Annotated in this window: 21 protein-coding genes; 15 read left to right on the top strand and 6 right to left on the bottom strand. The window is 62.6% G+C overall.

Going from position 1 to position 26,494, the window contains the following annotated elements:
- Positions 1–57 precede the first annotated feature (57 nt).
- A complete protein-coding gene (locus tag CAG34_RS15945) occupies positions 58–1,425 on the bottom strand; it encodes an HD domain-containing phosphohydrolase (protein ID WP_085591168.1) in 1,368 nt (455 codons plus the stop codon).
- Between the two features lie 171 nt (positions 1,426–1,596).
- Between CAG34_RS15945 and CAG34_RS15940 the strand changes: the two genes are divergently transcribed.
- From CAG34_RS15940 to CAG34_RS15905, 10 genes are all read left to right on the top strand, one after another.
- On the top strand, positions 1,597–2,523 hold the full coding sequence (locus CAG34_RS15940) for a cytochrome-c peroxidase (RefSeq protein WP_085591165.1): 927 nt from the start codon (positions 1,597–1,599) through the stop codon (positions 2,521–2,523).
- Positions 2,520–4,331: a DAHL domain-containing protein gene (locus CAG34_RS15935; RefSeq protein ID WP_085591163.1), complete on the top strand. Its 1,812-nt coding sequence runs from the start codon at positions 2,520–2,522 to the stop codon at positions 4,329–4,331. Before CAG34_RS15940 ends, CAG34_RS15935 begins: the two co-directional genes overlap by 4 nt.
- Positions 4,332–4,349: 18 nt before the next feature.
- Positions 4,350–4,499, top strand: coding sequence for a hypothetical protein (locus tag CAG34_RS28900; protein WP_158091101.1), 150 nt, complete (start codon positions 4,350–4,352; stop codon positions 4,497–4,499).
- 244 nt (positions 4,500–4,743) lie between these two features.
- On the top strand, positions 4,744–4,899 hold the full coding sequence (locus CAG34_RS28895) for a hypothetical protein (protein WP_158090330.1): 156 nt from the start codon (positions 4,744–4,746) through the stop codon (positions 4,897–4,899).
- Positions 4,900–5,210: 311 nt separating this feature from the next.
- Positions 5,211–5,543, top strand: a complete 333-nt coding sequence (locus tag CAG34_RS15930) for a hypothetical protein (protein WP_085591161.1) — start codon at positions 5,211–5,213, stop codon at positions 5,541–5,543.
- Between the two features lie 130 nt (positions 5,544–5,673).
- On the top strand, positions 5,674–5,985 hold the full coding sequence (locus CAG34_RS15925; protein WP_085591159.1) for a hypothetical protein: 312 nt from the start codon (positions 5,674–5,676) through the stop codon (positions 5,983–5,985).
- A gap of 408 nt (positions 5,986–6,393) precedes the next feature.
- A complete protein-coding gene (locus CAG34_RS15920) occupies positions 6,394–14,772 on the top strand; it encodes an Ig-like domain-containing protein (RefSeq protein WP_085591157.1) in 8,379 nt (2,792 codons plus the stop codon).
- Positions 14,772–16,043 carry a TolC family protein gene (locus tag CAG34_RS15915; protein ID WP_085591155.1) on the top strand — a complete coding sequence of 424 codons (1,272 nt, stop codon included), beginning with the start codon at positions 14,772–14,774 and terminating at the stop codon, positions 16,041–16,043. The genes CAG34_RS15920 and CAG34_RS15915 overlap by 1 nt, the downstream gene beginning before the upstream one ends.
- Entirely contained in the window at positions 16,033–18,195 is a 2,163-nt protein-coding gene (locus CAG34_RS15910) for a type I secretion system permease/ATPase (RefSeq protein ID WP_085591153.1), read from the top strand. Before CAG34_RS15915 ends, CAG34_RS15910 begins: the two co-directional genes overlap by 11 nt.
- On the top strand, positions 18,185–19,372 hold the full coding sequence (locus tag CAG34_RS15905) for an HlyD family efflux transporter periplasmic adaptor subunit (protein ID WP_085591151.1): 1,188 nt from the start codon (positions 18,185–18,187) through the stop codon (positions 19,370–19,372). Before CAG34_RS15910 ends, CAG34_RS15905 begins: the two co-directional genes overlap by 11 nt.
- 9 nt (positions 19,373–19,381) lie before the next feature.
- Here the strand turns inward: CAG34_RS15905 and CAG34_RS15900 are convergent, their stop codons facing one another.
- Positions 19,382–20,113 carry a LysR substrate-binding domain-containing protein gene (locus CAG34_RS15900; RefSeq protein ID WP_158091100.1) on the bottom strand — a complete coding sequence of 244 codons (732 nt, stop codon included), beginning with the start codon at positions 20,111–20,113 and terminating at the stop codon, positions 19,382–19,384.
- 215 nt (positions 20,114–20,328) lie between these two features.
- Here CAG34_RS15900 and CAG34_RS15895 point away from each other — a divergent pair, with 215 nt between their 5' ends.
- From CAG34_RS15895 to CAG34_RS15885, 3 genes are all read left to right on the top strand, one after another.
- On the top strand, positions 20,329–20,742 hold the full coding sequence (locus CAG34_RS15895) for a VOC family protein (RefSeq protein WP_085591146.1): 414 nt from the start codon (positions 20,329–20,331) through the stop codon (positions 20,740–20,742).
- Positions 20,743–20,769: 27 nt separating this feature from the next.
- On the top strand, positions 20,770–22,038 hold the full coding sequence (locus tag CAG34_RS15890; RefSeq protein ID WP_085591144.1) for a cation:dicarboxylate symporter family transporter: 1,269 nt from the start codon (positions 20,770–20,772) through the stop codon (positions 22,036–22,038).
- A 257-nt stretch (positions 22,039–22,295) separates the two neighbouring features.
- Complete coding sequence (locus CAG34_RS15885; protein ID WP_015270222.1) at positions 22,296–22,718, top strand: anti-virulence regulator CigR family protein; 423 nt, start codon at positions 22,296–22,298, stop codon at positions 22,716–22,718.
- Positions 22,719–23,167: 449 nt separating this feature from the next.
- Here CAG34_RS15885 and CAG34_RS15875 read toward each other — a convergent pair whose 3' ends face one another.
- Complete coding sequence (locus tag CAG34_RS15875) at positions 23,168–23,368, bottom strand: hypothetical protein (protein ID WP_025338985.1); 201 nt, start codon at positions 23,366–23,368, stop codon at positions 23,168–23,170.
- 134 nt (positions 23,369–23,502) lie between these two features.
- On the opposite strand from CAG34_RS15875, the gene CAG34_RS15870 reads away from it, so the two are divergent.
- Positions 23,503–23,862 (top strand): hypothetical protein, encoded by a 360-nt coding sequence (locus tag CAG34_RS15870; RefSeq protein WP_085591140.1) that lies wholly within the window; start codon positions 23,503–23,505, stop codon positions 23,860–23,862.
- A gap of 1 nt (position 23,863) precedes the next feature.
- Here CAG34_RS15870 and osmE read toward each other — a convergent pair whose 3' ends face one another.
- Both osmE and CAG34_RS15860 read right to left on the bottom strand, forming a co-directional pair.
- The gene (gene osmE / locus CAG34_RS15865) at positions 23,864–24,220 is read right to left on the bottom strand and encodes an osmotically-inducible lipoprotein OsmE (protein ID WP_085591138.1); all 357 of its coding nucleotides are present in this window, start codon (positions 24,218–24,220) and stop codon (positions 23,864–23,866) included.
- 81 nt (positions 24,221–24,301) lie between these two features.
- Positions 24,302–25,537, bottom strand: a complete 1,236-nt coding sequence (locus tag CAG34_RS15860) for an NADH:flavin oxidoreductase/NADH oxidase family protein (RefSeq protein ID WP_085591136.1) — start codon at positions 25,535–25,537, stop codon at positions 24,302–24,304.
- A gap of 111 nt (positions 25,538–25,648) precedes the next feature.
- On the opposite strand from CAG34_RS15860, the gene CAG34_RS15855 reads away from it, so the two are divergent.
- A complete protein-coding gene (locus tag CAG34_RS15855; protein ID WP_085591134.1) occupies positions 25,649–26,068 on the top strand; it encodes a MerR family transcriptional regulator in 420 nt (139 codons plus the stop codon).
- Between the two features lie 147 nt (positions 26,069–26,215).
- Here CAG34_RS15855 and CAG34_RS15850 read toward each other — a convergent pair whose 3' ends face one another.
- Positions 26,216–26,419, bottom strand: a complete 204-nt coding sequence (locus CAG34_RS15850) for a hypothetical protein (RefSeq protein ID WP_085591132.1) — start codon at positions 26,417–26,419, stop codon at positions 26,216–26,218.
- Between the last annotated feature and the right edge of the window lie 75 nt (positions 26,420–26,494).

Below are 26,494 nucleotides of genomic sequence, written 5' to 3'. Positions count from 1 at the left end.
GCACCCCGCTTGCCACGATGCAGGGCGAACGGATTTCAGCGCCTGCCCGCAACGGGGTCAGCCTGCCGTTGCGGGCGATGGCTGCAGGCTGCCTGCCTGCTCGGGAACCCTGATGAACACGTTGTATCTGCCACCTTCCATTTCTTCGAAGGCAATCAGTTTTTTCACCAGCGCACCGTTCAGTACCTTGCCGGCATTCAATAGCAGCATGCCATTGTCGGCATTCAGGTTACGCGCCAGTATCATGCCCTCTGCCAGTTCGTGCGTGCTCAATACCTTGATCGCCGGGTCGGTCAAGGTAATGTCGCGCATGTACTCGGCACAGACGTTGACGAAGTCTTCCACCAGGTCTGGGTCATACAGCTTTCCAGCATACTTGCGTATGTAGAGCAGTGCCTCATCGCTATTGAGCTGGCGATCCAGGACCAGTCCGCGCTGCAATTCGATGAAATCCACGGCCATTTTCAACCAGCGGGCGCCCAGTGGAATTGCCGCGCCCTTCAGGTGGCCCGGAAAACCGCTGCCATCCCAGCGTTCCTGGTGGTGAAGTATGAGTTGTGCAGCCTCTTTTATTGGCTCCAGGGTCATGACCAGCGCTTCGCTCTGTTTCGGGTATGACCGGTACAGTTCGCGCTCTGGTGGAGGAATGAGATCGGCAGGGCAGGTGAGCATGCTGTCGGTCCAGCTCATCTTGCCGATGTTGTAGAGGGCTGCAGCCATGGTCAGGTTGCGACAGCTACCTTCGTCCAGCCCATGGCTGGTGCAATACACCCGTATCAATTCTATGACTTGCCGGTTGGTCTGCTTGGCCTTGGGCAGACGCAGGTTGCCTAACTGCGAAAAGAACTCGGTGCTGGTCACGTAACTGCGCTTGAGTTCTTCATAGGCAAGGTCAAGCATGTCGGCAGTTTGCTGCAACTCGGCGGTGCGCGCCGCTACACGCTGTTCAAGGCTTTCGTTAAGCGCCTTGAGTTGCTTGATCTGAACCTGAGTCAGCTGTTCCAGTCGCTTTCGTTCGCTTTCCGAATGTTGGTGGGCCAATGCCTGGCGCAATGTGACCAACAGCTCTTCATCATTCCAGGGTTTGCTGATGTAACGATAGATGTGCCCATCATTGATGGCTTTCGCAATGGTGTCCGTGTCAGCGTAACCCGTAAGCAGAATGCGCAACGTGTCGGGAAAACGCTCATGTACGTGGGCCAACAGTGTTGCCCCGTCCATGTTTGGCATGCGCGCATCACTCATCACCAGATTGATCGGGCGTTGTTGGAGCAGTTGCAGGGCGTCGGCACCGCTTTCGGCAAGGAGGAGTTCGTAGGGTTGGTTGCGAAGTAGACGACGAAGGCTGCTGAGAATCGAGGGCTCGTCGTCAACCAGAAGTATCACCGGCGTGGCTGCTGCGCCATCGGTAACGGGTAGCTCCATGGGTCCCTCCCTGCCGGTCTCGGCCAGACTACTCCCTGGCCACAGCCTAGATGATATTTGCCCCCGCCGTTAGCTTTTGTCTGTTGGCCTCACTATGCTCGGAGGCAGGTGCATCTCGCCAGGGAGGGTTGTGCTGTGCCGACTAGTCTGCAGGTTCGCATCGTTGCCTCGATGCTTGTCGTTTTGCCGGCATGGGGGCTGGCCCAGAGCATTGGTGGGCCGCTCACGCCATTGCCGGCGGTGCCTGAGCTTGACCCTGCCCGGGTGGAGCTGGGGCGCAAACTGTTCAATGACTCGCGTTTGTCCCTCGATAACAGCCAGTCCTGTGCTGATTGCCATCGCCTGGATCGTGGTGGCGCGGACGGGCAGGCGCGCTCGCCTGATGCAGATGGCAAACCCTTGCCAGTTCACACACCCAGCGTCTTCAACGCCAGCCTGAACTTCCTGCAGTTCTGGGATGGGCGCGCGCAATCGTTTGACGGCCTGGTGCACCTGGCAACCGGTAATACGGACGGCAAAGAAGATGGCTGGGCTACCGTGGTTCAACGAATTGCTGACGATCCGGCCTACCAGACGGGGTTCGCCGAAGCCTATGGCAAACCAGTGACCGCCATCGATGTCAAAGATGCCCTGGTTACGTACCAGCGCACCCTGCTGACACCCGATTCACGCTTCGATCGCTATCTGAAAGGAGATACCAGCAGCCTCAGCCTGGAAGAGAAGCATGGCTATCAGCGCTTCCAGGAGTACGGTTGTATAGCCTGCCACCAGGGCGTGAATATCGGCGGCAACATGCTGCAGAAGTTCGGTGTTTTCGATGATTATTTCACCAACCGTGGCAATGTTACCGGGGCAGACCGGGGACGCTACAACGTGACAGGTGACCCGGATGACCTCCACCTGTTCAAAGTTCCAAGCCTGCGAAACGTGGAGGTGACCGCCCCTTATTTTCATGACGGTTCGGCGCCCACCTTGGAAGCAGCCGTCGATGCCATGTTTCATTATCAGTTGGGACGTACGCCGAGCGACGATGATAAAGCGCTGATCATCAAGTTTCTCCAGACCCTCACCGGCCAATGGGAGGGTAAACCGCTATGAGGTTGAACGCTCGGCGCAGTCTGCTGCTGTTGGCTGCGTGCGCCATGTCGCTGGCTTCCGTGCTGGTCTACCTGTACAGGATGTCCAGGTCCGATGAGAGTGCCAACTACGCCCAGGCGCGCGATCTGATTCGCCAGATCAAGCAGTACGATGCGCAGTGGGAGGGTGCGGTGCTCAAGGCGCGCACCACCACCAATTACAACTACGACCCGCTGGTGCTGCCGTTGATTGAAATGAAGCGCCTATGGCGGGAATTCGACACGCTGGAAGGGCGTCATCAAAAAGCAGAAATGCTCGCTTGGCAAAAGGCTTTTCGCGATTACCAACAGTCCTTTGACGACAAGGTCCTGCTGGTCTCGCGCTTCAAGACGCACAATGCGATCCTGCGAAATTCCCTGGCTTTTCTCCCGGCTGCAGCCGATGTAATACAGGTGCACCTTCGTCAATTGGTCGATGCCGATACACTGCGCCTGCGCAGAATCACCAGCGATACCTATGACTTGATGCTGAGCAGCCTTGAGTTTGCCCAGACCACAACCGATGAAAAAGCTGCCGACATCCTTGTCGGACTGAACAATCTTTCGGTCAACAAGGAGCGCTTGCCCGTCGATTTTCAGGTGCCCATCGATACCATCAGCAAACACATAGAGTTGATTCTTCGTGAGCAACCCAAGGTCGATCAACTGCTCGAAGCGATCGAGGCGGTTCCGATCGCCGAGAGTCTGGACGCCATTGCGCTGATGCTGGACCGCGACGAGCAAGCAGCAGCGCTGACGGCTCAGCGATACCATTTCTATCTGTTGGTGTTTTCCACCCTGCTGGTATTGCTATTGCTGTACATGGGGATGTGGTTGATGCGTAGCTACGCCGAAATAAACCGTGTAAACCGAGCGCTGGTGAGTGCCAACGACGAATTGGAACAGCGGGTCGAACGGCGTACCCAGGCACTTACCCAAGCCAGCGCAGCACTGCAGCGCGAGGTGGATGAACGCCGGTTGCTCGAGAACCAGTTGGTCCAGTCCGAAAAGCTCGCCTCGCTCGGTCAGCTGGCAGCCGGCGTAGCCCATGAAGTCAACAACCCGATTGGGTTTGTCTCTTCCAACCTCGGTGCACTGGATGATTATTTCGGCCGTTTGCAGGACATGCTGAAGGCATATGCCGACGCAGAAAATACTCGGGTTCCGAACGCGCTCGGCGCGGAGCTGGCGAAGTTGCGCACGGAAATCGAGCTGGATTACTTGCTGGAGGATATTCCGGCGCTGATCCGCGAATCCAAGGAGGGTATCAGTCGCGTTGCGCGGATCGTCAAGGACCTCAAGGACTTTTCGCGAGTAGAGAGCAGCCATGACTGGCAAGTGGCAGACCTGCTTCAAGGCATAGAGTCAACGCTGAACATTGTTGCCAGCGAACTCAGGCACAAGGCGGACCTTGTCAAGGATTACAGCCCATTGCCGCCGGTCGAGTGCCTGCCCTCGCAGATCAATCAGGTAATCATGAATCTGCTGGTCAATGCCACCCAGGCGATGGGTGCCGAGCGTGGCAGAATTACCCTGCGAACCGGTGCCAGTGACAAGTGGGTGTGGATTGAAGTCGCAGACAATGGTTGTGGCATTCCTGCCGAAAGCCTGCAAAAGATCTTCGATCCCTTCTACACGACGAAGCCCATCGGCCAGGGCACCGGGCTGGGATTGTCACTTTCGTACGGAATCATCAAGCGTCATGGTGGCGAGATCCGCGTAGACAGCGAGGTGGGAGTCGGTACGACATTCAGGGTCGAACTGCCCATCCATCAGGCCCGGTCAGCCTGAGAGCAGCAGGGAAGTGGAATGCAAATTGCTGTGACCCTCTGGGGCATCGATCATGCGGAGTACGCAGAAATGACTCAGAATGACCGCTACTACATGATCTTCGTTGTGGTTGCTGTACTGGTCCTGGATCTGGCGGCGACATTTGTGTTTCTCAAGGCAATCGCCTGACCCCCGTTTGTGGGCCTGGTTGTACCCGAAATCGGGGTCATCTGCAGAGTGACTACCCGGTTTGGGACAAGTTTTGTCCGCCCCCTGTCTGGTTCATGGCCACACGGCGCTGCACGCCCTTGAGTCGACCGCCAGCTGAAATCTCGCCCGCAAGATGACCAGCGGCGTACCTCTGCCTGAACATCCCTCCTTTGTGCGGTCCAACGTAAGCAAGGCCTGGTTTCACCTGGCCGGAGGTACGCACATGAAACGCAAGACTGCATGGGTCGTAGTGTTGTCAGGGTTGCTGCTGCTCGGTGGTTGCTGGCCATATTGGCACCACGGTGGGCATCACGGCGGCGGCCATCACCGGCATTTCAACGATGGACACCATGGTGGTCAGGACTACCGCCGCTATTGATGCAGGCAGCAATCCCTTCCGCTAGCGGCCACGCCTGTGCGAACACACTGCAAAACTACGCATGCTCGCCCAGGCTGGCCTGTCTGGAACTTGCCCGCTTATCCATGAACGAAGGTTAACTTCGCGGGGAACGCCCGCCCTGAAACCGATATAGCAAACAAGCATATTGCCCGGCTGACGTTGAGCAGTAACATGGGCAAACAAAAACAAAAAAGGTGCATGCGGCTTGGCAACACTTTCCCAAGTTACTCGATGGGGCGGCAGGAGCGTGTCGCGTGAAGAGCTCAAGATCGGTAGCAGGTGCAATACTGATGTCCACCTTCGCCACACTGTTCATGGCAGGCTGCGCACATGACCCCGATGTGCGTGAGGGCCATGGGTATGCGGCCGGGGCCACGGAAAGAAGTACGCCGGCGTACCTGGGATGCGTCAAAAGCGAACTTCAAGGGAATGTGAAAACCTACCAGGTCGATGGCGATAACTCGGTCAGACTGTTCGTCGATAGTACCGACCCCGACAAGGCGGGTGGCATGGTCGAGGTGCGGGGCACGGGTAACCAGCGCCAGTTCGCGGCCTATCAACGCGATGCCTGGTACGACCATGGCAGGCTGCTGGACGCCGCGCTGATGTGTTCTAAAGCATGATCAACTGACCCTCGCGAACAAAAAGCCCGCCCTCGAGAGCGGGCTTTTTGCATTTGCCGACCCCAGCGGCAATAATCCGCTCATTTGAACGGAGAGCACCAGGTTGGAAGCAAGAAGCGTTGTCGCGGAAATGTTCATTGGAATGCCGACGCATTTCTGGGTGTTGCCGGTTGCCGGCCTGGTCGCCTGGTTCGGCCTGAAATGGGCCGAGCAATCCGATAACCGCGCCACCATGCTGCGGACCGTGACCTACCTGCTGCTCATCGCGTTGGCGGTGTTGCCCAACGGTTTTTATGCGCTGTTTCCCCCGTCGCCCGACATGCCCGAGCTGTTGTTGAATCGTGAACCGCTACCGAACTACGAAGGCCGCTTCTATCTGGATGCGTTCTACGTGTTCAGTGGGTGGGCACTGAGCAAAGTGGCAAAGCTCAAGTTCAACTAAGGAAACGCTGAACGAGCCGCTCGAAGACCAGCACCGAGCGGCCTACTGTCTCATGTTGCTCGATAATCTGCCTTGCTGTCGGGCTTACCCAGGCTCAAGTTGAAAGGTTCGTCAGGAGCTGGAAGCAAACACGATTTGTTTGCATTTATCAAGGTGTGGGGGCGGCTACTTTTCAACTAATACCTTCCTGTTAACACCAACTTTCAGTTACGCCATCCTGCGGTGAGGAAGGGCTAACTCAAAAGTAATAGATCAAGTAGATTTTTGCGAACCTTGATGATGATCCTCCCCGCAAGAGACCTTCCTTAAATATTTTAAGGCCCGTCTGGCGTTTTATCGGGGTCGTGCTATTTGTGGATATACGCGTGCGATCGCTCGGTCGTGCTGTTGACAAAAGGACTGTCACGTATGTCGATTCAGGCCAAGGTATCTCCCCTCGCTCAAAGTGTTAATTCTGCCGCCCCCATCGCAATCCCCGATAACGGAATCCTGACGCTTACTCAGAGCAGTAACATTGTTCTGGATATTGCTCCCGAAAGCGTGACGAGCTACACAAAGAGCGGGGCGGACCTGATCGTACAACTGAAGTCTGGCGAGAGCCTGCGCATTGCCAACTTCTATGTCGAAGGGCAGCCGGTAAGCCAGTTGTACCTGGTAGACCGGGACAAACTGCTGGCCGTCGACCTGCCCCCGGTCGCTGCCGATGGGCCGCTGTTGGCAGGTTATGTGCCCCAGGAAACTGCGGCCGGGTTCGAGTCGCTCACTGGCGCCGACGGCACCATTGCCGGGCTCAGCCCCGGCGCTGCATTGCTGGCTGGGGCTGCGATCATTGGCGGCGGCGTCGCGATCGCCAACAGCAACGATGGCGGCGGCGGCGGCGGCGGTGGCGGCAGTGTGCCGCCTGACACCACGGCACCGGCGCCTGCCAGCGGACTGCAGATTGCCCCAGATGGCAGCAGCATCAGCGGCACGGCCGAGCCGGGCGCCACCGTGGGCATCGACAGCAACGGCGACGGGCAAACCGACGTCAGCGTGGTGGTCGGCTCCGACGGCAAATTCCAGATTCCACTGAATCCGCCACTGACCAACGGCGAAACGGTTACCGTGGTGGTGACCGATCCGGCCGGCAATAGCAGCCCGCCCGCGACCGTCCAGGCCCCTGACTTCCCCGATGCGCCGCAAATCAACCCGAGCAACGGCTCCAGCCTCAGCGGTACCGCCGAGCCGGGCAGCACCGTGGTGCTCACCGACGGCAACGGCAACCCCATCGGCCAGACTACTGCCGACGGTAACGGTAACTGGTCGTACACACCCGATAGCCCACTGCCCGATGGCACGGTGGTCAAAGCAGTGGTAGTGGATGCCGCCGGTAACAGCGGCCCGCCCGCCAGCATCATCATCGACGGCGTGGCGCCAGCGGCACCCGTGATCAACCCGAGCAATGGTACCGAGCTCAGTGGTACCGCCGAGCCGAACAGCACCGTGACCCTCACCGATGGCAGCGGTAACCCGATCGGCCAGGTGACGGCCGATGGCAACGGCAACTGGAGCTATACCCCCGCGACCCCGCTGCCCGATGGTACCGTGGTCAACGCGGTGGCCCAGGACGCGGCTGGCAATACCAGCGGGCAGGGCAGCACCACCGTGGATAGCGTGGCGCCGGGTGCTCCCACCATCGACCTGAGCGACGGCAGCAGCCTCAGCGGTACCGCCGAGCCGAACAGCACCGTGACCCTCACCGATGGTAGCGGTAATCCGATCGGCCAGGTGACGGCCGATGGCAGTGGCAACTGGAGCTACACCCCCGCGACACCGCTGCCCGACGGTACCGTGATCAACGTGGTGGCCCAGGATGCAGCTGGCAACACCAGCGCTCCGACGAGCACGACAGTGGATGCGCAGGCCCCGGCTGCACCAGTGGTCAACCCCAGCAATGGCACCACGATCAGTGGCACCGCTGAACCGGGCAGCACCGTCACGCTGACCGATGCCGGCGGCAACCCGATCGGCCAGGTCACCGCCGACGGCAGTGGCAACTGGAGTTTCACACCGGGCAGCCCGTTACCCAACGGCACCGTGGTGAACGCCACTGCGACCGACCCGACTGGCAATACCAGCGCTCCATCGAGCACCACAGTGGACTCGGTGGCCCCGGCCGCGCCGGTGGTCCAGCCGAGCAACGGCAGCGAAATCAGCGGCACCGCCGAACCGGGCAGCACCATCACCCTGACCGATGGCAGCGGCAACCCGATCGGCCAGACCACCGCCGACGGCAGCGGCAACTGGTCGTTCACCCCAGGCACACCGTTGCCGGATGGCTCTGTGGTCAATGCCACGGCGACCGACCCGGCCGGCAATACCAGCGGGCAGGGCAGCACCACCGTGGATGGCGTGGCCCCGGGCGTACCTACCATCAATCTCAGCAACGGCAGCATTCTTAGCGGCAGCGCCGAGCCAAACAGCACCGTGACCCTCACCGACGGCAGTGGTAATCCGATTGGCGAAGCCACCGCTGACGGCAGCGGTAACTGGACGTTCACCCCAGCCACGCCGTTGCCCGATGGCACCGTGGTCAATGCCACGGCGAGCGACCCGGCTGGCAACACCAGCCCGGCAGCGACGGTCACCGTCGATTCCAGCGCGCCGGCTGCACCGGTAATCAATCCGAGTAACGGCGCGACCATCGGCGGTACCGCTGAAGCGAGTGCCACCGTCACCCTGACCGATGGCAGCGGCAACCCGATCGGCCAGGTCACCGCCGACGGCAGTGGCAACTGGAGTTTCACACCGGGCAGCCCGTTACCCAACGGCACCGTGGTGAACGCCACCGCGACCGACCCGACCGGCAACACCAGCGCTCCATCAAGCACCACAGTGGACTCGGTGGCCCCGGCCGCGCCGGTGGTCCAGCCGAGCAACGGTAGCGAAATCAGCGGTACCGCCGAGCCGGGCAGCACCATCACCCTGACCGACGGCAGCGGCAACCCGATCGGCCAGACCACTGCCGACGGCAGCGGCAACTGGTCGTTCACCCCTGGCACACCGTTGCCGGATGGCTCCGTGGTCAATGCCACGGCGACCGACCCGGCCGGCAATACCAGCGGGCAGGGCAGCACCACCGTGGATGGCGTGGCCCCGGGCGTGCCCACCATCGACCTCAGCAACGGCAGCAGCCTCAGCGGCACCGCCGAGCCGAATAGCACAGTGACCCTCACCGACGGCAGCGGTGATCCGATTGGCGAAGTTACCGCCGACGGCAGCGGTAACTGGACGTTCACCCCAGTCACGCCGTTGCCCAATGGCACGGTGGTCAATGCCACTGCGAGCGACCCGGCCGGCAATTCCAGCCCGGCAGCGACGGTCACCGTCGATTCCAGCGCGCCGGCTGCACCGGTAATCAATCCGAGTAACGGCGCGACCATCGGCGGTACCGCTGAAGCGAGTGCCACCGTCACCCTGACCGATGGCAGCGGCAACCCGATCGGCCAGGTCACCGCCGACGGCAGTGGCAACTGGAGTTTCACACCGGGCAGCCCGTTACCCAACGGCACCGTGGTGAACGCCACCGCGACCGACCCGACTGGCAATACCAGCGCTCCATCGAGTACGACAGTGGACTCGGTGGCCCCGGCCGCGCCGGTGGTCGAGCCGAGCAACGGCAGCGAAATCAGCGGCACCGCCGAGCCGGGTAGCACCGTCATCCTGACCGATGGCAGCGGCAACCCCATCGGCCAAACCACCGCCGACGGCAACGGCGACTGGAGCTTCACCCCCGGTACGCCGCTGGCCAATGGCACGGTGGTCAACGCCGTGGCCCAGGACCCGGCAGGCAACACTGGCCCGCAGGGCAGCACCACGGTGGACGGTTTGGCACCGGGTGCACCTACCATCAACCTCAGCAATGGCAGCAGCCTCAGCGGCACCGCCGAGCCGAACAGCACCGTGACCCTCATCGATGGCAGCGGTAACCCCATTGGCGAAGTCACCGCTGACGGCAGCGGTAACTGGACGTTCACCCCAGCCACGCCGTTGCCCAATGGCACGGTGGTCAATGCCACGGCGAGCGATCCGGCTGGCAACACCAGCCCGGCAGCGACGGTCACCGTCGATTCCAGCGCGCCGGCTGCACCGGTGATCAATCCCACCAACGGCACGACCATCGGCGGTACCGCTGAAGCGGGTGCCACCGTCACCCTGACCGATGGCAGCGGCAACCCGATCGGCCAGGTCACCGCCGACGGCAGCGGCAACTGGAGCTTTACCCCCGGCACACCGCTGGCCAACGGTACCGTAATCATCGCAACGGCAACTGACCCGACCGGCAACACCGGTCCGCAGGCCGCCACCACGGTGGACTCGGTAGCCCCGGCCGCACCAGTGGTCGAACTGAGCAACGGCAGCGAAATCAGCGGCACCGCCGAGCCAGGCAGTACCATCACCCTGACCGATGGCAGCGGCAACCCGATCGGCCAGACCACTGCCGACGGCAGCGGCGACTGGAGCTTCACCCCCGGTACGCCGCTGGCCGACGGAACCGTGATCAACGCCACGGCGACCGACCCGGCCGGCAATACCAGCGGGCCGGCCAGCACCACCGTGGACGGCGTGGCCCCGGGTGTACCTACCATCAATCTCAGCAACGGCAGCAGTCTTAGCGGCACCGCCGAGCCGAACAGCACCGTGATCCTCACCGACGGCAGCGGTAACCCCATTGGCGAAGTCACCGCCGACGGCAGCGGCAACTGGACGTTCACCCCAGCCACGCCGCTGCCCAATGGCACCGTGGTCAATGTCACGGCGAGCGACCCGGCGGGCAACACCAGCCCGGCAGCGACGGTCACCGTCGATTCCAGCGCGCCGGCTGCACCGGTAATCAATCCCACCAACGGCGCGACCATCAACGGTACCGCTGAAGCGGGCGCCACCGTCACCCTGACCGACCTCGGCGGCAACCCGATCGCCCAGATCACCGCCGACGGCAGCGGCAACTGGAGCTTCACCCCCGGCTTGCCGCTGGCCAACGGTACCGTAATCATCGCCACGGCAACCGACCCGACCGGCAACACCGGTCCGCAGGCCGCCACCACAGTGGACTCGGTAGCCCCGGCCGCACCAGTCGTCGAGCCAAGCAACGGCAGCGAAATCAGCGGCACCGCCGAGCCGGGCAGCACCGTCATCCTGACCGATGGCAGCGGCAACCCCATCGGCCAAACCACCGCCGACGGCAACGGCGACTGGAGCTTCACCCCGACCACGCCGCTGGCCAATGGCACGGTGGTCAACGCCGTCGCCCAGGACCCAGCCGGCAACACTGGCCCGCAGGGCAGCACCACGGTGGATTCGATCGCGCCCGCCGCGCCAGTGGTCAATCCGAGCAACGGCGCCGTGATCAACGGTACTGCCGAGCCGAACAGCACCGTGACTCTCACCGATGGCAATGGTAATCCGATTGGCGAAGTCACTGCCGACGGCAGCGGCAACTGGACGTTCACTCCGGGCACGCAACTGCCCAATGGTACCGTGGTCAACGCCACGGCGACCGATGCCGCCGGCAATACGGGTGCTCCAGGTAGCACCACCGTGGACTCGTCGCTGCCGTCGATTCCGCAGGTCGACCCGAGTAACGGCTCGGTGATCAGCGGTACTGCCGATGCCGGTAACACCATTATCCTCACCGATGGCAACGGCAACCCGATCGGCCAGGTTACCGCCGACGGCGCCGGTAACTGGTCGTTCACACCCGGCATTCCGTTGCCGGATGGCACCGTGGTCAACGCGGTGGCGCGCAACCCCGGTGGGACCGATAGTGCGCCGGCGGTCATTACCGTGGACGGCGTGGCGCCGGCCGCGCCGGTGGTCGAGCCGAGCAATGGTACGGAAATCAGCGGTACCGCCGAAGCCGGCGCCACTGTCATCCTCACCGACGGCAGCGGCAACCCGATAGGTCAGACTACCGCCGACGGCAGCGGCAACTGGTCGTTCACGCCCGGCACGCCGCTGGCCAACGGCACGGTCATCAACGCCGTGGCCCAGGACCCGGCCGGCAACACCAGCGGGCCGGCCAGCGTCACCGTTGACGCCATCGCCCCGGCCGCACCGATTATCAGCCCGAGCAACGGGGTGGTGATCAGTGGTACCGCCGAAGCCGGGACCAAGGTGATCCTCACCGACGGCAGCGGCAACCCGATCGGCCAGACGACCGCCGATGGCAGTGGCAACTGGGCCTTCACGCCTTCGCCTGCGCTGGGCAACGGCACGGTGATCAACGCCGTGGCTCAGGACCCGTCCGGCAACACCAGCCTGCCGGGCAGCACCACGGTGGATTCAGTCGCACCTGGCCAGCCGACGATCGACCCGAGCAACGGGACCGTGATCACGGGTAGCGCTGAAGCCGGGGCGAAGGTGATCCTCACCGACGGCAGCGGCAACCCGATCGGCCAGACCACTGCCGACGGCAGCGGCAACTGGTCGTTCACGCCCGGTACGCCGCTGGTCAACGGCACGGTCATCAATGCCGTGGCCCAGGACGCCGCTGGCAACACCAGCACCCCACAAGTCAGCACCACGGTGGATGCGGTCGCCCCTGGCCAGCCGACGATCGAGCCGAGCAACGGTACCGAGATCAGTGGTACCGCTGAAGCCGGGGCCAAGGTGATCCTCACTGACGGCAGCGGCAACCCGATCGGCCAGACCACTGCCGACGGCAGCGGCAACTGGTCGTTCACGCCCGGTACGCCGCTGGTCAACGGCACGGTGATCAACGCCGTGGCCCAGGACCCGGCCGGCAATACCAGCGGGCCAAGCAGCGTCACCGTTGACGCCATCGCACCGGGCGCGCCGACTATCGAGCCGAGCAATGGTGTGGTCCTCACGGGTACTGCTGAGCCCGGCGCCACCGTCATCCTCACCGATGGTGGCGGCAACCCGATCGGCGAGACGACCGCCGACGGCAGTGGCGACTGGAGTTTCACCCCAACCACGCCGCTGGCCAATGGCACGGTGGTCAACGCGGTGGCCGAGGACGCCGCCGGCAACAGCAGTGGCCCGGCCAGTACCACGGTCGACTCGGTGGCGCCGTCGGCACCGCTGTTGAGCATCAGTGCCGACGGTGCGCTGCTGACCGGTACCGCCGAGCCGAACAGCCAGGTACGCCTCGTGATCGACGGCGATACCGCCAACCCGATCACGGTGAATGTCGACGGCGCCGGTAACTTCAGCCTGCCGTTGGCGCCACCGCTGATCACCGGCGAGCTGATCAGCGGGGTTACCGCCGACGCTGCCGGCAACCTCAGCGGCCCGGCGACGATCAACGCGCCGGACCTGGCGCCGCCGACCATCAGTGTGCCGGAAGCCGCCGACACCTGGATCAACGCTGCGGAGATCAGCGACGGCATCCAGGTCGACGTGACGATCCGCCCGACCATGCAGGTCGGCCAGGTGATCACCGTCGCCTTCGCCGGGCAGAACGGCTACGAGACGCAGGCAACGCACACCATCACCGCCAGCGATATCCTGGCCGGCAGCGTCACCGTGACCATTCCCCCTGGCGGTGGCATGGGGCCGTTCCCGGAGGGCGCCTCTACCGTCATCGCTGACATCAATGGCGGTACTGCTTCGACCCCGGTGCCGTTCACCGTCGACACCATCCCGCCTGCGACCCCGGTGCTGTCGCTGGTGGGCAGCATCCTGACCATCTCCACCGATCCGGGAACCGAACTTACGGTTGAAGTGGACATCGGCGGCGTCACCGCCACCGCCACGGTGACCGCCGACAACAGCGGGCTGGCTTCGCTGAACCTGCTCACCGACCTGGACATCGACCTTACCCTGGACCAGTTGCTCAACGCCCAGGTCTCGGTGACCGGCGAGGACCCGGCCGGCAACACGAGCAATGTGGCGACCATCGGCGTTGGCGGCAGCATCGAGCAGCCAGTGACCATCGGCAACTTCGGCGTCGATGTCAGCCTCAACCCGCTGAACCCGCGGTTCGGTTTCAGCGGCACCACCGAGCCGGACTCCAGCGTGGTGATCCGTGTCATCACCCCGGCGCTGAACGTCGAACTGCTGCCGATCCAGGCGGACAGCTCCGGCAACTTCTCGCTGAACCTGCTGAGCCCGACCGTCCTCACCCAGTTGGGGCTGAACATCACCGATATCCTCAACCTCGGTTCGCAGATCTCGTTCAACATCGTCGCCACCGACACCAACGGCAACGACAGCTCGGCCTACGGCATCACCCTGGCCCCCAACGGGCTGTCGCTGAATATCGGCCAGATCGACGTCAACGGCACCTCGGGGGACGATGTCATGTCCGGGGCGAGCGGCAGTTCGGAGCACATCAATGGAGGTGATGGCAACGACCTGATCTTCAACGTGGGGACCGGCGATCAGGTAGTGGCCGGCGACGGCAACGACGCCATCCAGATCACTGCGACCAACTTCACCAGCATCGACGGCGGCGCGGGCTTCGACACCCTGATCCTGGCCGATGGCATCGACCTTGACTACAACGCGGTCGGCGTCGGCACGCTCTCCAACATCGAGCGTATAGACCTCGGCAGGGGCGACTCGGGGAGCGTGCTGACCCTGACCGCGGCGGAGGTCGACGCCATCACCGATGCCAACAACGTGCTGCAGATTACCGGCGAGAGCAACGACACCCTCAACGTGGTGGGTGCCGTGAACACCGGGACCACGCAGCAGCTCAACGGCATTACCTACGATGTCTACAACTTTGGCAGCAGTACCCTGCTGATCGAGGACAACACGGTACAGGTCGTGGTCTGATGCGCGGCCTGTCCGTGCTCAAGGGACGGCGCCGTGGCGCGGGAGCCCTCTGGCTCCTGTGCCTGGGGCTGCCGTTGTCCGCCCCGGCCATCCCGCTCGACCAGGCGGTGCGGGCGGGGTTGGCGATCCACCCGCAGGTGCGTTCGGCGATGGCCGAGGCGGACCGTGCGGGCACCGAGGTGGAGATCGCCAAGGGTGGCTATTACCCCTCTGTCACCATGTCCGGGGGGCCGCAGGAGTTCGACGTCGGCGAGGTCGTCTACGACGTCACCGTATCGCAGATGCTGTATGACTGGGGAAGGGTGACGAGCAAGGTCGACAGCGCCAGCGCCACCCGGCGCAAGCTGTCCGAGGCGGTGCTGGTGGCGCGCGACGATGCGGCGCTGGACATCGTCGAGACCTATCTCGATGTGCTTGCCTCGGAGCGCCGGGTGGAGACGGTGCGCCAGCACATCCAGCGCCTGGACGGCATCCGCGAGATGACCCAGGCACGCGGCAGCGATGGTTACGCCGACCGCAGCGAACTGGACCGCGCCAACCTCGAACTGTCACGTGCCCAGGAACAGCTGTCGCTGGAGAAGGGCAACCTGCAGGACGCGCGCAACCAGTACGCGATCCTGGTTGGCCAGGACCCCTCCGAACTGGTGGAGCCCGAGCCGATGTCGCTGCAGCGCTACCTGGCTGCCAGCGACGTGGCGCGGGTGATCCGTGAGTCGCCGTTGCAGCGCAAGGCGTTGGAGGACGCCAATGTTGCTGAGGCGCAAGTCCGCGAGGCCAAGGCTTCGTTGCTGCCGCAGTTGAACCTGGAGGCCTCCGCGTTGCGCCGGGAGATCGGCGGTCGCCCGGAAAGCGACTCGGTGATGTCGCTGCGCTTTCGCATGGACACCTTCCAGGGGCTCTCCAACTTCCGCCGGCCGACTGCTGCGCAACAGCGTCTGGAGTCGGCGCAATGGACGGCCGATGCGATGCAGCGTGACATCCGCCGGCAGTTGCAGACGCTGTTCGATAATGGCGACACGCTGCGCTGGCGGGAGCAGTCGCTGAGCCAGCAGGTGACGGAGTCGGAGCAGGTGGGCGAGCTGTACCGCGAGCAGTTCGAGGTCGGCCGGCGCGACGTGATCGACTTGCTCAATGTGCAGCGCGAACGCTTCGAGGCCGAGCGGCAATTGATCAATCTGCACATCGAGCGCAAGCGCATCGAGTACCGGGCGGCCGCGCAGGTCGGGCTGTTGGGGGCATTACTGGAGAATCGGTTGAATCATGGAAGTTGAACAATCCCCGGATAATGTCGTGACCCTGAACCACGACGACCCGCTGCGCCAGGGCCTGCTGCTGCTGTGCCGGCAACTGGGCCGGCCGCTGGGCGACGCCGAGCTGGTCGACGGCCTGGCGCTGGAGCACGGACGCCTGCCGCTGCGCCTGGTCGCCCGCGCCCTGCGCCGCGCCGACATCACTGCGAGGGTTGCGGAGCTGCCGTTGCGGCAGATGGACACCTACCTGCTGCCGGCCCTGCTGTTGCTCGACGATGGCCGCAGCCTGCTGCTGGTTGGCATCGAGGGTGAGCAGTACGAGGTGCTGGTGCCGCAGAGCGACGGCGGCCGTGAGTGCATGGCGCTGCCCGTTCTGGAGGCGCTTTACAGCGGCACGGCGGTGTTCGCCAAGTGCCGCTACCACCCCGACGGGCGGGTGGGCGACTACGCCAGCGGCCTGCCGGAACATTGGTTCTTCGGGCCGCTCAAGCGGCTCTGGCGCTCTTATGCGGAAGTCACGGCGGCGGCCCTGGTGGCCAACGTCCTGGCCGTCGCCTCGGCGCTGTTCGCCATGCAGGTGTACGACCGCGTGGTACCCAACGCGGCCTTCGATACCCTATGGATACTCGCCAGCGGCGTGGCCCTGGCGATCATCGTCGACGGGGTATTGCGGATCCTTCGCGGGCACCTGCTGAACGTTCTCGGCAAGCGCCTGGACCTGCAGTTGTCGAGCCTGCTGTTCGCGCGTGTGCTGAGCACCCGGATCGCCGCCAAACCGGCGTCGATGGGCGCGTTCAGTACCCAGGTGCGTGAGTTCGAGTCGGTCCGCGAATTCTTCACTTCGTCCAGCGCCGCACTGATCAGCGACCTGCCGTTCGTGGTGATCTTCCTGTTGATCATTGCCGTGATCGGTGGCCATGTGGTCTGGGTGCCGCTGGTGGCCTGCGTGTTGATGCTGCTGCCGGGGCTACTGACCCAGCGCCTGCTGGGGCACCTGTCGCGGCAGAACCTGCGCGAGGGGGCGATGAAGAACAGCGTGCTGCTGGAAGCCTTCGAACACCTGGAGACGGTCAAGGCTGCGCGTGCCGAAGGCCGCTGCCGCCAGCAGTGGGAGACGCTCACCGGGGAACTGGCCGGTACCGCAATGAAGACCCACGCCCTGGCCTCGACCCTCAGCTATTCGGCGAGCATCGTCCAGCAGCTGTGCTATGTCGGGGTGGTGGTGTTCGGCGTCTACCGGATAAGCGACGGCGCGATGACCGTCGGTGCCCTGGTGGCCTGTTCGATCCTGGCCTCGCGGGCCATCGCACCGCTGTCCCAGGCTGCCGCCATTCTTGGCCGCTGGCAGCACACCAAGGTGGCGCTGGAGGGCCTCGACCAGCTGATGTCCGCCGAGCAGGAGCGGCCCGCCGGCAAGCGCTTCGTGCACCGCGACCGGCTCCACGGGCATTACCGCCTGGAGGCGCTGCGTCTGGCCCATGGCGACAGCCCGCCGGTGGTCGACGTGCAGGCGCTGAACATCCAGGCCGGCGAGCGGGTGGCGCTGCTTGGCGGCAACGGCGCCGGCAAGTCGACCCTGCTGCGGCTGCTCAGCGGCCTGCTCGACGCGCAATCCGGCCGGCTGTTGCTGGACGACATCGCCCTGAGCCAGCTCGACCCGGCCGACCGCCAGCGCGGCATCGGCTACTTGCCGCAGGATGTGGCGCTGTTCCACGGCAGCCTGCGGGAAAACCTCAACCTGGCCAACGCCGCGCTGGGCGACGAGGAATTGCTGGAAGCCCTCGATGGCGTGGGGCTGGGCACTTTCGTACGCGCCCACCCGTTGGGGCTGGACATGCCGATCCAGGGCAACGCCAGCCTCTCCGGTGGCCAGCGCCAGGCGGTGGGGTTGGCCCGCGTACTGTTGCAGGACCCACCGATCCTGCTGCTCGACGAGCCGACCGCGGCATTCGACCAGAACAGCGAGAAACAGGTCATCGACTACCTGCAGAAATGGCTGGGCCGCCGTACCCTGATCATCACCACCCACAAGAAAAGCGTATTGGCGCTGGTGGACCGTGCGGTGGTGCTGCGCAACGGCCAGGTGATCATGGACGGCCCGCTGAACCAAGTGGTGCTGGGCAACCAGGTGCAGGCGCCACAGGTCGCCGAAGGAGCCGGCCATGGCAGCTGAAAAAAGTTCTGTAGTGCTGCGCCGGCAACTGGCCGACCCGTTGCTGGCGACCACTCACCCGGTCTATCGCCCGCTGCTCTGGACCCTGCTCGGCAGCGTCTTGCTGTTCGTCGCCTGGGCCGCCTGGGCAGAGATCGATGAAGTGACGCGCGGCGATGGGCGGGTGGTGCCGTTCAGCCGTATCCAGAAGATCCAGAGCCTGGAAGGGGGCATTCTCGACCGTCTGCTGGTGCAGGAGGGCGACCTGGTGGAGGTCGGCCAGCCGCTCCTGCGCCTGGACGAGACGCGCTTTCTCACCAATTTCCAGGAGTCGGCCAACCAGGCCGGGGTGCTGCGCGCGGCCATCGCCCGGCTGGACGCCGAAGTGCTGGGCAAGGCGGCCATCGAGTTCCCGCCGGACATCGACCCGCAAGGGCCGTTGGCACGTTCCGAGCGCGAGCTGTTCAAGTCGCGGCGGGACAAGCTGCTCGAAGGCAGCCAGGCAATCCAGAGGCAGATCAGCCTGGCCCAGAGCCAGCTCGACCTGGTCCGCCCGCTGGTGGCCAAGCGTGCGGTGAGCCAGATGGAGGCGCTGCGCCTGAGCCAGGACATCGCTACCCTCAACGGCAAGCTGACCGAGCTGAAGAGCAGCTACTTCCAGGATGCCTATACCGAACGCTCACAGCGCAAGGCCGACCTCAGTGCCCTGGAGCCGATTGTCCAGCAGCGCCAGGACCAGCTGCGCCGCACCGGGATCGTTTCGCCGGTGCGTGGGCGAGTCAACACCGTGCTGATCAACACCCGTGGCGGGGTGATCCAGCCCGGCGAGGCGATCATGGAAGTGATCCCGGTGGAGGACCGCCTGCTCGTCGAGGCCAGGATCAAGCCGCGCGACGTGGCCTTCCTGGTGCCGGGCATGCCGGCCAAGGTGAAGATCACCGCCTACGACTTCAGCATCTATGGCGACCTCAAGGGCACTCTGGAGCAGATCAGCGCCGACACCATCGAGGAGGACACGCCCCATGGCAAGGAGTCGTTCTACCAGGTGCTGATCCGCACTGACGGCAGCCAGCTCAAGCGCGGCGAGGAGGTGTTGCCGATCATCCCCGGCATGGTTGCCGAGGTGGATATCCTCAGCGGCAAGCGCAGCGTGCTCAATTACTTGCTGCGCCCGCTGATCAAGGCCCGTCTGTACTGAACTGGGGTGTCAGGCCATCAGTACGGATGCCAGCAGCTTGATTGCCGATGTGCGGTGATGGCCGGCACTGTAGGCCAGCACTATGTCGCGGCAGTACCTTGGTTCTTCGCTCAGAATCCGGGCGTTCGGCGATTGCTCCAGCAATGACGGCCATTGCGGTACCAAGGAAACACCTTGCCCCAGCGACACCAACAGGCTGATGGCCTCGAGCGCATCCAGGTCGCAAGCCACGCTGGGCGCGAGGCCCAGATCGTCCAGATAACGCTGGGTTATCAGGCCGCCCCAGGAGTCCACGGCATATCGGATATAGGGCCCGGTGGCCAGCATTGCCTGCGCTTCAGCCCGGGAGGCCGCGGCAGGTGCCAACAAGCACAGCGGTTCGCTGCGCAACGTGAGCGTTCTCAACGATTTTGCTGTCTTGAAGGGTGGCGCCACCAGAATTGCCGCATCCAGTTCCTGATTGATCAACTTGTCATGAAGCAGTTTCGAGTCACCGGGCGTGATGGTGAGTTTGAGGTCGGGCGCGGAGGATGACAAATGCTCCAGTGCTGCCGGTACAAGGCCGGTGAGGGCGGTTGATATGGCGCCAATGCGCAGTTCCCCGGTCAGCGTATCGGCGTTCAGGTCGTTCCTGAGCTGATTGGCATGCTCGACGATGCAACGTATCCGTGGAATCAATGCCAGCAGCTTTTCTGTCGGCCTTATCGCGTGTGCCTCTCTATTGAAGAGAGTGCAGCCCAAGTGTTTCTCCAAGTTTCGAATGCGCAAACTATTGCGGAGGCTGAAACATTTGCTTTCTTTGCCGCACCCGCAATGGAGCCGCATTCAACAACAGATATGAGGCTTTCCAGATTTTGAATGTCCATAAGTAATGCTTATGCTCAGACCAAGTGTCAATTGGTGTACATGAATGCCGGGCGGTGTGAGGATAGTGGCTCCGTTCGAGGAGTACCATCATGTTGACACCCTTTCATGTTGCTTATCATGTCAAAGATCTGGATGAAGCAAGAAAATTCTATAAAGAGGTTCTTGGCTGTGTCGAGGGGCGTAGCACTGATACGTGGGTAGACTTCGAGTTCTTTGGTCACCAGATATCTCTGCATGTGGGCAAGCCCTTTGAAACCAGCCGCACTGGCAAGGTCGGCCCGCACCTTGTACTGATGCCTCATATCGGGGTGATATTGCCTCTGGATCGCTGGCAAGCCTTGGCTGAACGCCTTGAAGTTCTGGGCGTGCAGTTCGAAATTCCACCGGTTGTACGTTTCGAGGGTGAGCCTGGCGAGCAGAGGACAATGTTTTTCCTGGATCCAAGTGGTAACCCGATCGAAATCAAGGGGTTCAAGAATTTGAATGCAGTCTTTGCTTTCTAGTGTCTTATAAAAACAGAGATCAGTCCTGTGAGAATAAAAATAAATTTAATCACGCAAATTGCAATTGGTCTGGCTGTCGGTATATGCGTTGGCGTGTTGTTGAATCATTTTCCCGATTACAAGGGGTGGTGGATCGAACAGGTGCTACAGCCGGCGGGCGACGCGTTTATAAAACTGATGAAAATGATCATCGTGCCGCTGGTGTTTTCCTGCATGGTGGTAGGCATAGCCGGCTCTGGCAAGCGCGCCCTGGGGCGGGTGGGAACAAAAAGCCTTGTCTATTTCTTTGTCGTGACCGGGGTCGCAATCATTTTCGGCCTGCTGGTCGGTAACGTGCTCCAGCCAGGCGCCGGTGCGGGTTTCGCCGTTTCATCGGCGAGTGAAGCAGTGCCACCGGTGCAAAATGGTTCGGCAGGGCTCGGCAAGGTATTGTTGGGCATCATTCCTGACAATGTAGTGGCCGCAATGGCAGAGGCGAAGCTGTTATCGGTACTGTTCTTCGCCATCTTGTTCGGGGTGGCACTGTCTACGCTGGATGAACCCAGGAGGCAGCCTTTGGTTGCCGTGCTGCAGACGGTAGTGGATACCATGTTCAAGGTCACTCATATGGTCATGGCCTACTCACCGATCGGCATCTTTGCCCTGATAGCTGTCACGGTGTCGACCTTCGGGATTGATTCACTGATGCCGCTGGCAAAACTGATAGCCATTACTTATGTGGCGGTACTGTTCTTCGCGATTGCCGTGCTGGGCCTTGTTGCCAGGGCTGTTGGCGAGAACATCTTCGAGATCATCAAGGCCTTCAAGGATGAACTGATACTGGCCTTCAGCAGCGCGAGTTCTGCCACCGTCATGCCGCAATTGATGGCCAAGACCGAAGCACGGGGTGTGCCGCGAGCGATCACGTCGCTGGTGATCCCGTTGGGCTATTCATTCAATCTGGATGGCGCGTCGCTGTTTGCGGGCCTGGGTACGCTGTTTATCGCGCAGGCCTACAATATTGAACTGGCCCTGGCCGACCAGGTGATGCTGGTATTCATCATGGTATTGACGTCCAAAGGCGCTGCCGGAGTGCCCGGGTTCATGTTTGTGATTCTGACTGCAACCCTGACAGCGGCAGGTTTGCCATTGGAAGGCGTGGCCCTGATTGCAGGGGTATATCGATTGATGGACATGCCCGTTACGGCACTGAACGTACTCGGCAATGCCCTGGCGCCGATCGTGGTCGCCAAATGGGAAAGCCGCGCTGGAACATTACCGGCTGATGTGGTGGTTACGGAGCAATCATCTCGATAGCAGAGGGGAGGCTCGTTCAGCCAGGCGTTTGGAACGGGAATTGCTGCATCCCTGAAAACCTGCCCATTTGGGGATACGGCCATGTTTCCAGAAGATCTGTACTTCATGTTTCTCTTCGCAGTTGCCGTGTTGGCACTCGATGTGGCAGCCATCATGCTCTATCGGAGTGCCAAGCCCTGACCCGGGTTTGGGGACTTTCACCCTGAACCGGGTTTTGGTCTACAGTGCTGGGACGTCTCTGGTGTAAGGAAACAGCTATGGCAAAGCGTCGATGGGCTGTTATCGCTACCTCGATCGCGCTGGCAGTGGGGCCGGCGCTCACTTATGCCGACCCGGGTAATGGTAAAGGGCAGGGCCACGGCAAGGACAAGGGCCAGCATGGTCAAGGCCACGGGGGCTCGTATGGTGGGCCGTCGATAAACCGTGGCGATGTGCTTGGCATTCTTGACGGGCACCGTGGCTACTGGAGCGCAGGGCCGGCGCTGCCCCCCGGCATTCAGAAGAACCTGGCCCGTGGCAAACCGCTGCCGCCGGGTATCGCCAAGAAGCTCGATGGCAGGCTGCTGGGGCAACTGCCTCATTACGATGGCTATGAATGGATGCAGGCGGGTGCGGACCTGATCCTGGTGGCAGTTGCTACGGGTATTATCTACGAGGTGTTGAACGGCGCGCTGGATTGACGTCAGGCGCAGGTGTCAGCGAGCGCCCCCGGCAGGCGACGCGGTGGTTGGCACCGGCTACGCCGGTGTTCGCGGGCACGCCCGCTCCCACAGGGACAGCGCATTCCTTTGGTTGGCGGGGACCCTGTGGGAGCGGGTTCACACGCGAAGCAGGCGACGCGGTGGCTGGCACCGGCTGCGCCGGTGTTCGCGGGCACGCCCGCTCCCACAGGGACAGCGCATTCCTTTGGTTGGCGGGGACCCTGTGGGAGCGGGTTCACACGCGAAGCAGGCGACGCGGTGGCTGGCACCGGCTGCGCCGGTGTTCGCGGGCACGCCCGCTCCCACAGGGACAGCGCATTCCTTCGGCAGGTGGGGGCCTTGTGGGAGCGGGCATACCCGCGAAGCAGGCTACGCGGTGGCTGATACCGGCTACGCCGGTGTTCTCGATAGCGCCCGTTCCTCCAGAATCAGGTGTTTTCCTGCACGTTCAGTACTGAACCCTTATCGTCCGTGGCCAGCAAGCCGCTGGAGTGCGTGCCTTCCGTTTGCAGTTCGGCGAGTGGCACATCTGTAGTACGGAAAATGCTGCGACCTTGTTCACCAACCCTCAGGGTGATCAGTTTTCCATTCTGATAGAAGAATTGCGTTCTGTTGGTGTTCCTTTGCATGGTGTGTGCTCCGAAGGCTATTGGCAGATACACTTTCCCAGCCTTCACTTACCCAGGCCACTGGCAGAAATATCAGTTGCGGCCCGTGCAGCGAGACTTTGGTTGATTGGTAAGCCAATACAACCCCCGTTAAAATGTCGCGTATCCTTGATGGCCAACTGCAAATGTCTACGTTTCGTATCTTTCTCGCCGCCGTGCTGGTCACCGGCCTTGCCGGCTGCGCAACCCCTGGCAAACCCACTGCCAGCAAACTGACCCACAAATCGCCCCAGCAGTATGCCGCCTGCGTACTGCCCAAGTGGCAAGCGCTGGCGCCACAGGCCACGCAGAAATCGATCGCCCACGGCTACCGGTTGACGGCTCCCAGCGCCGTGGCATCCGATGATGTATTGGACGTAGTCGATTCCCGCGAGGGCAGCCGCGCGACCTTCTACAAGGGCAGCTTCCTGTCTGGCGACAAATTGCGCCAGGCTGCCAAGGAATGCCTGGACTGACTCAGTAACCCGATCCGCTAGAGCCGCCCATGCTGGGCAGGCGGGCCCTGCGCTGAGCATTGCTCCACTCGGCGCAGGTCATGAAAGCGGTATTGTCCACTTTGCCGGTGCCGTCGAAACTCACGCTGTAGGGTTGCCGGTTGTCGGCCTTGGTCAGCAGGTAGTCGAAGCAGGTGCCGGGTACCACGGTGCGTTCGGTCTCGGCATCGGGCTTGCCGCCGACCTGCATGACCTGGTCTCTGCTCATGCCGTTGGCGACTTTCGCCACCAGCGGCTGGTCGTGGTACAGCGCGGAGTTGGACGAGCAGGCAGAAAGCGCTGCCAGTGCAAGGATCAGCGCTTGAAAGGGTTTGTTCATGGCAGTGCTCCGGTAGAGGACGCCGATGAAGGCAGGTGCTCCCAGCGCGAATGTGCGACCCCTGGCTCTGCGATCACACCATCAATCCGCTCGGCTTTTCATCATACGCCTGTACTGCCGCACCCGCAGTAACGTGCAGCCTTGCTCCAGCAACAAGGCGCGCAAGGGCGACGCATGCGCCTTGGGCCGGCTGCCGGCCGCCAGACGGCGCATCTGCAATTTCACCAGGGCCATGTAGGCCAGTGCGGCAAAGGCCTTGCGCTTCCAGCGAATGGGCTGCAGTTCGGCGGTTGCCGTCTGCTCGCCGTTCTGCCAGCGCCGGGGCAGGGCAGGCTCGACTGCCAACGCCGTGGCAATCCCCGCCATGGCCACACCGCTGGCCAGCACTTGCTCGACCACCGGCAACCGCCGGATACCGCCGGTGACCATCACCGGCATCTTCGCGATGGCGGCGATTTCCCGGGCAAACTCCAGGAAGTAGGCCTCGCGAGCCAGGGTGCGCCCATCGCGGGCATCACCCTGCATCGCCGGTGCCTCATAGCTGCCGCCCGACAGCTCCACCAGGTCCACCGGCAATTCATTCAGCCACAGCACTACCTGGCGCGCATCCGCCGGTTCGAAACCGCCGCGCTGGAAATCCGCCGAATTCAGTTTCACTGCCACGGCGAAACCGGGCGAAACCACTTCGCGCACGGCCTTGACCACCTCCAGCAGCAACCGCGCGCGATTTTCCAGGCTGCCACCCCAGCGATCCTGGCGCTGGTTGCTCAGTGGCGAAAGAAACTGGCTCAGCAGGTAACCGTGGGCAGCGTGAATCTGTACGCCACTGAAATTAGCTTCTTCAGCCAGCGCCGCAGTGCGGGCGAAGCGCTGGATCAACGCGCCGATCTCGGCTTCGTCCAGTGCCTTGGGCAGGGGGAACAGTTTGGACAAACCGCCCATGTCCAGGGCAATGGCCGAAGGCGCCACGGTGGGCTGGCCGAGGTTGGCCTGCATCTGCCGGCCCGGGTGGTTGATCTGCATCCAGAACTGCGCGCCGTGGGCGCGGCCGATGCGCGCCCAGTCGCGAAAACGTTGCAGTGGCTGGCTGGCATCGAGCATCACGCCACCCGGGCCGGTCATGGCGCCAGGGTCGACCATCACGTTACCGGTCAGCAACAGCCCGGCACCGCCCTCGGCCCAAGCCTGGTAAAGGCGCAGCAGCTGGTCGGAAGGGGTCTGGTCCGGGTTGGCCAGGTTTTCCTCCATCGCCGCCTTGGCGATGCGGTTGGGGATGACACTGCCATTGGGCAGGTGCAGGGGCTGGAACGGCGTCATGGCGATCTCCGCAAAGGGTTGCCACGCATCGGTTTTTGCGCGCGTGGGCTAGGTTCGGGAGAAGGCTAAGGTTAAAGTCAGCTTTAAGGTCAAGAGGGGAATGCTGCCGCTATGAAAATTGGTGAACTGGCGCGACGCACGGGGCTTAGTGCATCGCGTATCCGCTTTTACGAAGCCAGCGGACTGATTACTGCGCGGCGCCTGGGCAATGGTTACCGGGATTACCCGGAGCAGGTGGTGCGGGCGCTGGAGATCATTACCTGCGGCCAGCAGGCCGGGTTCAGCCTGGAAGAAATGCGCAAACTCACCGACGCCTCCGGGGCTGCGGCGGGTGGGCATGATCTATTGCTGGGCAGCCTCAAGCGCAAGGTGGCGGAGATCGAAGCGATGCAGCAGCGGCTGGCGCACAACCGCGCGCAGTTGCTGGCGGTTATTGCAGGCATGGAAGACAAGCCGCAGGGAATGGATTGCGAGGAGAATGCCCAGCGCCTGATTGCCGGTTGGCAGCAGGGCGAGGCCACGAACACGTGACCCCCTGTAGGAGCGGCCTTGTGTCGCGATGGGCTGCGTAGCAACCCCCGGATCTTGCGTCGATGCACAGATTGCCGGGGCCGCTACGCAGCCCATCGCGACACAAGGCCGCGCCCACAGGATCGAGCAAGGCTATTGCTTGCGCGATCAGCCTACATCGCGCTTGTTCATCTGCTCGCACTGCATCAGCGCATCCGTCCTGCTTGGATAACTGGGCTTGAGCCGCTCCTTCGCTTGGTTATCGTAAATGTCGAACCCCCCACAAACGGTAGCGGCGTAATAGCGGCTACCCACGCGGAACGACTCCTTTTCGATCGGCACAGCGGGAACGATAACGAATCTTGGTTGCATTTTTCGTGCCTCCCCAGGCAGAGACTTAAGTATTAGTCTGGCCATGGATAACCATCAAGGAGACTCATGAATAAA

This window comes from Pseudomonas sp. B14(2017) (assembly GCF_002113255.1).
GTDB lineage: Bacteria > Pseudomonadota > Gammaproteobacteria > Pseudomonadales > Pseudomonadaceae > Aquipseudomonas > Aquipseudomonas putida_Z.
The sequence above is the reverse complement of the archived record's forward strand: the minus strand, read 5'-3'. Positions and strand labels throughout refer to the sequence as shown.

What these genes read in the sequence shown, in the direction of transcription:
- CAG34_RS15930 (WP_085591161.1), top strand. Translation starts at nt 5,211, where the DNA reads ATGTCCACCTTCGCCACACTGTTCATGGCAGGCTGCGCACATGACCCC.
- CAG34_RS15850 (WP_085591132.1), bottom strand. Translation starts at nt 26,419, where the DNA reads ATGCAACCAAGATTCGTTATCGTTCCCGCTGTGCCGATCGAAAAGGAG.
- CAG34_RS15935 (WP_085591163.1), top strand. Translation starts at nt 2,520, where the DNA reads ATGAGGTTGAACGCTCGGCGCAGTCTGCTGCTGTTGGCTGCGTGCGCC.
- CAG34_RS15915 (WP_085591155.1), top strand. Translation starts at nt 14,772, where the DNA reads ATGCGCGGCCTGTCCGTGCTCAAGGGACGGCGCCGTGGCGCGGGAGCC.
- CAG34_RS15885 (WP_015270222.1), top strand. Translation starts at nt 22,296, where the DNA reads ATGGCAAAGCGTCGATGGGCTGTTATCGCTACCTCGATCGCGCTGGCA.
- CAG34_RS15855 (WP_085591134.1), top strand. Translation starts at nt 25,649, where the DNA reads ATGAAAATTGGTGAACTGGCGCGACGCACGGGGCTTAGTGCATCGCGT.
- CAG34_RS15910 (WP_085591153.1), top strand. Translation starts at nt 16,033, where the DNA reads ATGGAAGTTGAACAATCCCCGGATAATGTCGTGACCCTGAACCACGAC.
- CAG34_RS15925 (WP_085591159.1), top strand. Translation starts at nt 5,674, where the DNA reads ATGTTCATTGGAATGCCGACGCATTTCTGGGTGTTGCCGGTTGCCGGC.
- CAG34_RS15860 (WP_085591136.1), bottom strand. Translation starts at nt 25,537, where the DNA reads ATGACGCCGTTCCAGCCCCTGCACCTGCCCAATGGCAGTGTCATCCCC.
- CAG34_RS15945 (WP_085591168.1), bottom strand. Translation starts at nt 1,425, where the DNA reads ATGGAGCTACCCGTTACCGATGGCGCAGCAGCCACGCCGGTGATACTT.
- CAG34_RS15875 (WP_025338985.1), bottom strand. Translation starts at nt 23,368, where the DNA reads ATGCAAAGGAACACCAACAGAACGCAATTCTTCTATCAGAATGGAAAA.
- CAG34_RS15870 (WP_085591140.1), top strand. Translation starts at nt 23,503, where the DNA reads ATGTCGCGTATCCTTGATGGCCAACTGCAAATGTCTACGTTTCGTATC.
- CAG34_RS15905 (WP_085591151.1), top strand. Translation starts at nt 18,185, where the DNA reads ATGGCAGCTGAAAAAAGTTCTGTAGTGCTGCGCCGGCAACTGGCCGAC.
- CAG34_RS15940 (WP_085591165.1), top strand. Translation starts at nt 1,597, where the DNA reads ATGCTTGTCGTTTTGCCGGCATGGGGGCTGGCCCAGAGCATTGGTGGG.
- CAG34_RS15895 (WP_085591146.1), top strand. Translation starts at nt 20,329, where the DNA reads ATGTTGACACCCTTTCATGTTGCTTATCATGTCAAAGATCTGGATGAA.
- CAG34_RS28895 (WP_158090330.1), top strand. Translation starts at nt 4,744, where the DNA reads ATGAAACGCAAGACTGCATGGGTCGTAGTGTTGTCAGGGTTGCTGCTG.
- CAG34_RS28900 (WP_158091101.1), top strand. Translation starts at nt 4,350, where the DNA reads ATGCAAATTGCTGTGACCCTCTGGGGCATCGATCATGCGGAGTACGCA.
- CAG34_RS15920 (WP_085591157.1), top strand. Translation starts at nt 6,394, where the DNA reads ATGTCGATTCAGGCCAAGGTATCTCCCCTCGCTCAAAGTGTTAATTCT.
- osmE (WP_085591138.1), bottom strand. Translation starts at nt 24,220, where the DNA reads ATGAACAAACCCTTTCAAGCGCTGATCCTTGCACTGGCAGCGCTTTCT.